We start from the raw sequence: 8,876 nt of genomic DNA on the forward strand, positions 1-8,876 counted from the left end.
CCGCGTTGCCGGTCTGCACCGACACCGTCTTGCCCGCCAGGTCCTTGCCCGAGCGGATGGCCGGGTCCAGCGACATCACGATGGGGCCAGAGCAGTAATGGGGCTGGGTGAAGGTCACGGCCTTCTCGCGCTCGGGCGTGATGCCGTGCGAGGAAATCACCAGATCCCAGCGGTCCTGCTGCAGGCCGGTCAGCAGGGCGTCGAAGCTGATGGTCTTCCACTCGTACTTCACGCCCATCTTGGCGGCCATCATCTGGGCCAGCTCGACTTCGAAGCCGGTCAGCTGCTTGCCCTCGAAATGGGCGAAGGGCGCGTAGTAGCCCTCGGTGGCCAGGCGTAGCGTGCCTTCCTTCTGGATGGCGTCGAAGGGGCGGGCCTGAACGCCGGCGGCGGTCCACAGGGCCAGCGCGGCGGCGGCGATGACGGTAAAGCGTTTCATGGAACTCCTGGGCTGTCGCTCAAGACCTGACCCCGGCGCCGCAGCATGAAGAAAGCGCCAAGGCACGCATCAGTGCATGGGCCATGGACGGCGGGGCCGGTTTTTTGCGGCTGGTCGGGTACGGCCGCTGGCAGGGGTGCGACATGCACCAGCCGCCGCAGCTCAAGGCGAAAAGTCGGCAATTATAGAAGGTTGCCGTCGCCAACGCCGATGGCAGGTGTTGCGAACGCCGCTGGCCCGTGCTCAGGCGATGAAGGCGTCGTAGCCGGTCTTGAGGATCAGCAGGCTCACCACGCCGATGAAAATGCCGCGCACAAAGCCCGTTCCATGGCGCAGGGCCATGTGCGTGCCCAGCATGGCGCCCAGCACATTGGCCACCGCCATGGGCACGGCCAGGTGCCACCAGATATGGCCCTTGAGCGCGAACAGCGCCAGCGCAGCCAGGTTGGTGGCCATGTTCAGCAGCTTGGCCGAGGCCGATGCGTTCAGGAAGTCATAGCCCATCAGCCGCACGAACAGGAACACGAAGAAGCTGCCCGTGCCGGGGCCGAAGAAACCGTCATAGAAGCCAATCACCAGGCCGATGGCGCAGGCGATCAGCGTCTCGGCGCGGCCCGAATAGTGCGGCGTGTGGCGGCGGCCCATGTCCTTGCGCGCCAGCGTGTAAACCAGCACGCCCAGCAGCACCAGCGGCAGCAGCCGGCGCAGGAAATCGGGGGAGATCTGCGTGACGGCCCAGGCGCCCGCAAAAGAGCCCGCCATGCCCACGCAGGCCGCCGGCATCATCGCGCGCCAGGGCAACTGCACCTTGCGGCCGTACTGCCAGGTGGACATGGCCGTGCCCCAGACCGAGGCGCTCTTGTTGGTGCCCAGCAGCGTGGCCGGTGGTGCGGTGGGGAAGGTGGCGAACAGCGCGGGCAGCAGGATGAGGCCTCCGCCGCCCACGATGGCGTCCACGAAGCCAGCCAGCATCGAGGCCAGCGAGACGATGATCCATTCCATAGGGCGGCGATTGTCGCACCGCCACGGTGCCGCATCAGGCTGGCCGCAGGCATAAAAAAAGCGCCGGACTTGCCGGCGCTCTGGGAAATGCATCTTGGGATGCTATTTATGAATGTTGATCTGGTTGTGTACGAGTTGTCTCCTCGGCCCCTCTTGTGCAGCACTGTGGTACCGCGAGAGTGGATGGACTTTAATGGCCGCACCTGGGTGGTGCATCGGGGATTTCCCGCAGTTGCCGCGAAAGTGCGGGATTGCACCAGCAAGGGGCTGGGACGATGATTGCCGGTTGCCGGACGTTCAGCGCATGCGCAGCACCAGCTTGCCGAAAGCACCCCGCTCCAGATGCTCCAGGGCTGCCGGCAGATCGGCCAGCGCGTATTCGCTGTCGATCACAGGTTGCAGCTTCAGCCAGTCCACGGCACGCACCAGATCCTGCAGCGCACGCCGGTGTACCACGCCGATGCCCTGAACGGTGGCGCGCCCCAGCAGCAGCGGATAGACCGAGCCGCGCAGCTCGTCACCCTGCAGATTGCCGATCACCGACACGCGGCCTCCCTGTGCCAGGGCCGATAGCGAGCGGCCGAAGTTATCCCCCCCGGCCAGTTCCAGCACATGGTCGGCGCCGCGTCCTCCCGTGAGGGCGCGCACCTCGGCGGCCCAGTCCGGCGTGCGGTGGCGGTGGATGCCGTGGTCTGCACCCAGCTGCGCAGCCCGCGCCAGCTTGTCGTCGCTGCCCGAAACCACCACCACGCGCGCACCCTGGGCATGGGCGATCTGCATGGCGAACAGCGCCACGCCGCCCGTGCCCATGATGACTACGGTGTCGCCGGGCCGCGTGGGCGCGGACTCGGCCAGCGCGAACCAGGCGGTTGCGCCCGCGCACGTCAGGGTGCTGGCCTGCGCAAAGTCCAGCTGACGGGGCGCGGCGACCAGGTTGTCTTCGCCCAGCACCACGTATTCCGACAGCATGCCCGGCCCGGGCGAGCCCAGCGGCAGGCTGGTGCGCGGCTGCACGCCGTCCTGCCAGCCGCAGAAGAAGGTGCTGATCACGGCGTCGCCAACCGCGAACTCCGCGACTCCCGGGCCGATGGCGACCACCTCGCCAGCCATGTCCGAGCCGGGCACCAGGGGCAGGGCCGGCCCCATGCCCATGCCGTCGCGCAGGATCAGCAGATCGCGGTAGTTCAGCGATGCCGCATGCACGCGCACCAGTACCTGGCCCTGCCCGGGCTCGGGAATGGGGACTTGCACCAGCTGCAGGTTTTCATGGCCCAGGGCAGGCAGTTGCCATTGCTGCATGAATGGGGAAGACGCAGGCACGGTCATGGAAGGCGGTCCTTTCGAGGCAGATATCAAACAGGACTTCAGTCTATTGATTCCTCCATAATTGCATTGATTCAATTGAGGCTATGGTTTGTAGAATTTATGGAACCAATTGCAAATGACAGGCTGGCAGGCGTCAGCGCTTTCGTCGCCTCGGCCGAGGCCGGCAGCTTCGCCCAGGCGGCCGAGCGCCTGGGCCTTACGCGCTCGGCTGTTGGCAAGGCCGTGGCGCGGCTGGAAGAGCGCCTGGGCGCGCGGCTGTTCGTGCGCACCACGCGCAGCCTGGGGCTGACCGAGGACGGCCAGATGTTCTACGAGCGCTGCGCGCAGGCGCTGGAGGACCTGGATGCCGCCCGGCACATGCTGGAAGCCGGGCGGCGGGAAGTGGTGGGCCGGCTGCGCATCAGCGCACCCGTGGTCTTCGGCCGCCACCACGTGGCTCCCTTGCTGCTGGAGCTGGCGCAGCTGCATCCGCGCCTGCGCATCGAGGCCAGCTTCACCGACCGCCAGCTGGACTTCGCCGATGACGGCATTGACCTGGCCATACGCAGCGGGGAACTGTCTGACAGCGACTGGCTGGTTGCGCGGCGCCTTGGCATGCAAACCATGGTGCTGTGCGCATCACCCGCCTATCTGCAGGCCCATGGCGTGCCGCGCAGCGTGGCCGACCTGGCCGGGCATCGCTGTATTGCCTATATGCGCAGCGGCCGCGCCGCCCCCTGGGGGCTGGCCGGTGAGGATGGATCGCTGGCCGCGCCCGTGCTGGAGCCGGCGCTGGGCTTTGACGACATAGAAACCATCGCCACGGCCACGCTGCAGGGCGCGGGCCTGGCCCACATGCCGCTGTGGCGGGTGCGCAGTGCGCTGGACAGCGGGGCGCTGGTGCGCCTGCTGCCCGACGTGCCGGCCGCGCGCATTCCCCTGCATGTGCTGTGGCCGCGCACGCGCTTTCTGCCCTACCGGCTGCGCGTGACCATCGATGCGCTGCTGGCGGCGATTCCGCCGCTGCTGCAGGAGCAGTCCTAGGCGGCCAGCGCAACGGCCGGTTCCGTGCTCTGCCGTGCCGGCTCCTGGCCCCGGCCCTGCCTGTCCGCAAGAATCCAGCCGGCGGCCTTCTCCGCCATCATCAGCGTCGGGCTGTTGGTGTTGCCACTGGTGATGCGCGGCATGGCGCCTGCATCGATCACGCGCAGGCCCTGTACGCCGCGCACGCGCAGGCGGCTGTCGAGCACAGCCATGGGGTCGTCGGCGCGGCCCATTCGCGTGGTCCCCACCGGGTGGAAGATGGTGGTGGCAATGTCGCCGGCCAGGCGGGCCAGGTCCTCGTCGCTCTGGTATTGCACGCCGGGCTTCCATTCCTCGGGGGCAAAGCGCGCCAGCGCGCTCTGGCCGACGATGCGGCGCGTCACGCGCAGGCTGTCGGCGGCCACCTGCCGGTCCTCGGGCGTGGACAGGTAGTGCGGCGCAATGGCAGGCGCCTGGCGGAAGTCCCCGCTGCGGATGCGTACCGTGCCCCGGCTGGTGGGGTTGAGGTTGCAGACGCTTGCCGTGAAGGCCGGAAAACCGTGCAGCGGCTCGCCGAAGGCGTCCAGCGACAGCGGCTGCACGTGGTACTGGATATTGGGGTGCGCCTGCTGGGGGCTGCTGCGCGTGAAGGCGCCCAGCTGGGAGGGCGCCATGCTCATGGGGCCGCTGCGGCGCAGCAGGTACTCCAGGCCGATGCCGGCCTTGCCCCACAGCGAATTGGCCATGGTGTTGAGCGTGCGCGCCCCCTTGATCTTGTAGACCGAGCGGATCTGCAGATGGTCCTGCAGGTTCTCGCCCACGCCGGGCAGGTCGTGGCGCACGGCGATGCCGTGGCCTTGCAGCAGCGCCCCCGGGCCTATGCCCGACAGCTGCAGGATCTGCGGGGAGTTCACGGCGCCCGCGCACAGCAGGACCTCCTGGCTGGCCTGCACATCGACCATTTCCGAGCCGGTCCAGACCTGGGCGCCGCTGCAGCGCAGGCCGCCGGCGGGCAACGGCTCGAACAGCAGCCGGCTGACCTGGGCATGGGTCCACAGCTCGAAGTTGGGGCGGCCATAGCAGGTGGGCCGCAGGAAGGCCTTGGCGGTGTTCCAGCGCAGGCCGCCCTTTTGGTTGACCTCGAAGTAGCCCACCCCCTGGTTGCTGCCGCCGTTGAAGTCCTCGGTGGCCGGAATGCCGGCCTGCTGGGCGGCTTCGGCAAAGGCATCCAGGATGTCCCAGCGCAGGCGCTGCCGCTCCACGCGCCATTCGCCGCTGCCGCCTGTGCCCGTGCCGCCGTGCAGGGCACGAAAGCGCGCATCGGCGTCGCCCCCGGCGTCCAGCCGCCAATGGCTTTCATGCTGGCGAAAGGCCGGCAGCACCTGGTCCCAGCGCCAGGCGTCGTCGCCGGTCAGCTCGGCCCAGCCGTCGTAGTCGCGGGCCTGGCCGCGCATGTAGATCATGCCGTTGATGCTGGAGCAGCCGCCCAGCGTCTTGCCGCGCGGATAGCGCAGGCTGCGGCCGTTGAGCCCTTCGTCGGGTTCGGTCTGGTACAGCCAGTCGGTGCGCGGATTGCCGATGCAGTACAGGTAGCCCACGGGGATGTGGATCCAGTGGTAGTCGTCCTTGGCGCCCGCCTCGATCAGCAGCACGCGGCTGCGGCCGTCGCGCGAGAGCCTGTTGGCCAGGAGGGCGCCTGCCGTGCCGGCGCCGATGACGATGTAGTCGAAGGTGGTATTGCTCATGGAGATGGGCGGGCGTCCGCTGCGGGCCGGAACGTCCTTGGGAGCCGGGGTTGGTGCTTCGGCCCATTGTGCGGACGGCATGCGCACTGTCGAGAGGGAAAGCGCGCTGGACTCCTTTTTTCGCAGCAGCGCATGCAGCAGCGATGGCCGTCCCGCTGGTTTTTTGATAAAAATTGCACGCGTAGGGCAAAGCCGTCGCGCACACGGCGTTGCGGGGCAATCTGCGGGCCGCGCCGCTCGGTTATCCTGCGGTCTTGGCGGGCGTGCCACCGTGCCTGCCCGCGCGCCTCGGCCCCGCCTTCGCAACCCCCAAGGACTTCCCGCACTTGTCTGCCCTCAACAATCCCCCCCAATGCAGCCTGCGCCGCGACAACGACGGCCAGTGGGCGTTGCTGACCGGCTCCTGGGGCGCGGCCGAGCTGGGCCGGCGGGCGCAGTGGCGCAGGCTGCGTGCACAGCTGGCCGACGCCAAGGGCGATGACCTGGGCTGGAACCTGCAAGGGCTGGACTGGCTGGACCACGTGGGCGCGCAACTGCTGTGGAACCACTGGGGCCGTCGCCTGCCCGCGCGCCTGGCGGCCAGCGACGCGCAGCGCGCCATGCTCGACCGCGTGGCCCGTTTTTCCAAGGAGCCTGCACCGCCGGCCCCGCGCCTGAGCCTGCTGGAGCACATCGACAGCCTGGGCTGCCTGGTCATCAACGCCTGTGGCCATTTCGCACAGCTGACGCGGCTCATCGGCCAGTTGCTGATCGACCTGGTGCGCTTTGCGCGTGCCCCGCACCGGGGGCCTTGGCGCGACATTTCCGGCCACCTCTACTCCATGGGCGCCACGGCCCTGCCCATCACGGCCCTGGTGGGCTTTCTGATCGGCGTGGTGCTGGCCTACCTGATGGCGCTGCAGCTGCGCCAGTTCGGGGCGGAATCCTTCATCGTCAACATCCTGGGCATCTCGCTGATCCGCGAGCTGGGCCCGCTGCTGGCAGCCATCTTGGTGGCGGGCCGCACGGGCTCGGCCATCACCGCCCAGATCGGCGTGATGCGCGTCACCGAAGAGCTGGACGCCATGCAGGTCATGGGCATACCGCACGGCTTTCGCCTGGTGCTGCCGCGTGCGCTGGCGCTGGCCATTGCCATGCCGCTGGTCTCGCTGTGGACCACGCTGGCCGCGCTGGCCGGCGGCATGCTGGCAGCCGACCTGACCATGGGCGTCACGGGCGCCTACTTTGCCGAGGCGCTGCCTGCCGCCGTGAAGATCGGCAACCTCTGGATCGCCATGGGCAAGTCCGTGGTCTTCGGCGCCCTCATCGCCTTGATCGGCTGCCACTGGGGCCTGCGCGTGGAGCCCAATACGCAGAGCCTGGGCAAGGGCACGACGGCCTCGGTGGTGTCGGCCATCACCATGGTCATCGTGGTGGATGCGATCTTCGCAATCCTTTTCAAAGATGTCGGAATCTGATGGCCATGGACACCGAAACCTCCTCCACGCCCGCAGCCGACGAGCCCATCGTGCGCATCGCCGGGCTGTGGAGCGTGTTCGGCGAAGGCGAAAACGCCTTTGCCGTGCACCAGGACCTGGACCTGGATGTGCAGCGCGGCGAGATGCTGTCCATCGTCGGCGGCTCGGGCACGGGCAAGACCGTGCTGCTGCGCCAGATGCTGGGGCTGCTGGAGCCCACCAAGGGCCGCGTCGAAGTGCTGGGCCGCCCGGCCAGCGAAATGGGCCGCGAGGGCGCTGCCAGCCGCGTGGGCATGCTGTTCCAGCACGGGGCGCTGTACTCGGCCTTCAGCGTGCTGGACAACGTGGCCTTCGCGCTGCGCGAGCAGGGCACGCTGCCCGACGATCTGGTGCGCGACGCGGCCCTGGTCAAGCTGCAGATGGTGGGCCTCAAGCCCGAGCATGCCTCGCGCATGCCGGCCGATCTCTCGGGCGGCATGATCAAGCGCGTGGCGCTGGCGCGGGCGCTGATCATGGACCCGCCCCTGCTGCTGCTCGACGAGCCCACGGCCGGCCTGGACCCCACCAGCTCCGACGAATTCTGCGAACTGCTGCGCGAGCTGCGTGCCGAGCTGGGCCTGACCGTCATCATGGTCACGCACGACCTGGACACGCTGTTCGCACTGTCCTCGCGCGTGGCCGTGCTGGCCGAGAAGAAGGTGCTGGTCAGCGGCCCGCCGCGCGAGGTGGCCGAGTTCAAGCATCCGTTCATCGAGCATTTCTTCCAGGGCGAGCGCGGCAGGCGCGCGATGAGCACGGTATGAGAAGCCCCCCTGAGTCGCTTCGCGCCTTCCCCCCTCTCGCTTTGCGGGGGGGGGCGTACGGGCACCCGGCGACACCCTCGCGGCGGGGCGGCCCTTGCTCGGTGTCCCTTGCCTTGGGGTGCGCCGGTTTTGAAGGCCGCGCTCTGAGTGCTGGCCCTGGGGGCTGTGGCCCCATGCCTTGTTTTGCTGGGCTCAACGTTATGGACCATTGATATGGAAAACAAATCACATGCCATGGCGGCCGGCATTTTCGTGCTGGTCGTGGCGGCCCTGCTGGCGGGGCTGGCGATCTGGCTGACGCGCGATACGCGGCAGTACAACGAGTACGAGCTGTCCACCAAGGACGGCATCAGCGGCCTGCAGGCCCAGGCTGCCGTGCGCTACAAGGGCGTGGCCGTGGGCAAGGTCACGCGGATCGGGTTCGATCCGCAGACCAATGGCAATGTGCTGATCCGCATCGCCATCGGTGTGAACACGCCCATCACGCCCACCACGTTCGCCGTGCTGGGCTACCAGGGCGTCACGGGCCTGGCCCATGTGCAGCTCGATGATGCGGACCAGCCCCAGCCCCAACTGCCCCCGGGCCCCAGCGGCCTGCCGCGCCTGCCGCTGCGCTCTTCGCCGCTGAGCATGCTGGCCGACCAGGGGCAGGTGCTGCTGGAGCGCGCCGATGAAATCTCGCGCCGCCTCAGCGACATGCTGGACACCGACAACCAAAAGCGCGTGAGCCAGGCGCTGGAGAACATTGCGGCCGCTGCCGCAGGCGTGCAGCAGCTCACGCAGAACCTGGACCGCACGCTGTCCACCCAGGTGCCGCAGCTCGCCGCCGACGCCCACAACACCCTGCAGTCGCTGGAGAAGGCCAGCAACGGAGCCGCCGCCGTGGCGTCCGAGCTGCAGCAGACCGTGCGCCGCGTGAACGCGCAGGACGGGCCGCTGGAGCAGATCGCCCAGAGCACGCGCGCACTGACCCGCATGGCCGATTCGCTGGGCCGCAGCACGGTGCCGCACGCCAACCGAGCGGCCGATGATGTCTCGCGCGCCGCGCGCCAGATGGGCACGGCGGCCAGCCGCTTCAGCGACAACCCGCAGGCCGACGCGG

General features: G+C 68.6%; 8 protein-coding genes. 4 read left to right on the top strand and 4 right to left on the bottom strand.

Annotated elements, in window-relative coordinates; all coding sequences use genetic code 11:
* The 3 genes from L995_RS25245 to L995_RS25255 form a co-directional block, all read right to left on the bottom strand.
* Positions 1–439, bottom strand: a 439-nt coding sequence (locus tag L995_RS25245; RefSeq protein ID WP_047474092.1) for an ABC transporter substrate-binding protein, incomplete at its 3' end; no start/stop codon positions are given.
* 243 nt (positions 440–682) lie between these two features.
* On the bottom strand, positions 683–1,441 hold the full coding sequence (locus L995_RS25250; RefSeq protein WP_047474093.1) for a sulfite exporter TauE/SafE family protein: 759 nt from the start codon (positions 1,439–1,441) through the stop codon (positions 683–685).
* A gap of 297 nt (positions 1,442–1,738) precedes the next feature.
* Positions 1,739–2,767 (bottom strand): zinc-dependent alcohol dehydrogenase family protein, encoded by a 1,029-nt coding sequence (locus tag L995_RS25255; RefSeq protein WP_231574526.1) that lies wholly within the window; start codon positions 2,765–2,767, stop codon positions 1,739–1,741.
* Positions 2,768–2,866: 99 nt separating this feature from the next.
* Here L995_RS25255 and L995_RS25260 point away from each other — a divergent pair, with 99 nt between their 5' ends.
* Positions 2,867–3,790 carry a LysR family transcriptional regulator gene (locus tag L995_RS25260; RefSeq protein WP_047474095.1) on the top strand — a complete coding sequence of 308 codons (924 nt, stop codon included), beginning with the start codon at positions 2,867–2,869 and terminating at the stop codon, positions 3,788–3,790.
* Here L995_RS25260 and L995_RS25265 read toward each other — a convergent pair.
* A complete protein-coding gene (locus L995_RS25265; protein ID WP_047474096.1) occupies positions 3,787–5,514 on the bottom strand; it encodes a GMC family oxidoreductase in 1,728 nt (575 codons plus the stop codon). The genes L995_RS25260 and L995_RS25265 overlap by 4 nt on opposite strands.
* A gap of 326 nt (positions 5,515–5,840) precedes the next feature.
* Here L995_RS25265 and L995_RS25270 point away from each other — a divergent pair, with 326 nt between their 5' ends.
* From L995_RS25270 to L995_RS25280, 3 genes are all read left to right on the top strand, one after another.
* A complete protein-coding gene (locus tag L995_RS25270) occupies positions 5,841–6,971 on the top strand; it encodes an MlaE family ABC transporter permease (RefSeq protein WP_016448537.1) in 1,131 nt (376 codons plus the stop codon).
* Positions 6,971–7,774: an ABC transporter ATP-binding protein gene (locus L995_RS25275; RefSeq protein ID WP_012202305.1), complete on the top strand. Its 804-nt coding sequence runs from the start codon at positions 6,971–6,973 to the stop codon at positions 7,772–7,774. The genes L995_RS25270 and L995_RS25275 overlap by 1 nt, the downstream gene beginning before the upstream one ends.
* Positions 7,775–7,987: 213 nt before the next feature.
* The coding region (locus L995_RS25280) for an MlaD family protein (RefSeq protein ID WP_047474097.1) at positions 7,988–8,876 on the top strand (889 nt) is incomplete at its 3' end.

The organism is Delftia sp. ZNC0008 (assembly GCF_000799035.1).
GTDB lineage: Bacteria > Pseudomonadota > Gammaproteobacteria > Burkholderiales > Burkholderiaceae_C > Comamonas > Comamonas tsuruhatensis.